Raw genomic sequence first — 451 nt, 5'->3', positions numbered from 1 at the left:
GCTGGGGTGGTGGTGTAGCGTGCCCATAAGACTTGCAGGGGCTGCTTTGTACGTCCTGTGCGGGCTTTGACGACTTTTTCGAAGTCAATCGGGACGAATTCACCTTGCCCGGTACTTCGTTTGTCAACGAACAACTCGTCTAGCTCGTTGTCTGTCAGCGCTGCGACTTGCTCAACGGTGCTAAACCCACAGGTTCGCAGTGTGTGGTTCGCGCGTGCGATTACACGGTGCGAGCACCCGAGTTGTTGTTCTATTTGGCGATAAGAACGCTGTTTGATCAGCAACGTCATTATCGCGCGGTAATCCGTCATGAGCGGACTCCTTCCAGATGATGCCACACCCGTGTGGTGTGGCTACCGGAAGTATGAACGTGAGGAGATGTGCAGCGCTACCAGATACTCACTGTCGTGCTACCGGATAGTCACGACACTGCTACCAAATAGCCGGTCGC

The 451-nt window shown here is 54.5% G+C and carries 1 pseudogene; it reads right to left on the bottom strand.

Annotation, left to right across the window (positions count from 1 at the left end):
• Window positions 1-311 (bottom strand): annotated as a pseudogene (locus tag HMPREF0308_RS12725) (IS21 family transposase); the annotation flags it as partial.
• Window positions 312-451 lie beyond the last annotated feature (140 nt).

The organism is Corynebacterium striatum ATCC 6940, from assembly GCF_000159135.1.
GTDB classification, from domain to species: domain Bacteria; phylum Actinomycetota; class Actinomycetes; order Mycobacteriales; family Mycobacteriaceae; genus Corynebacterium; species Corynebacterium striatum.
The sequence above is the reverse complement of the archived record's forward strand: the minus strand, read 5'-3'. Positions and strand labels throughout refer to the sequence as shown.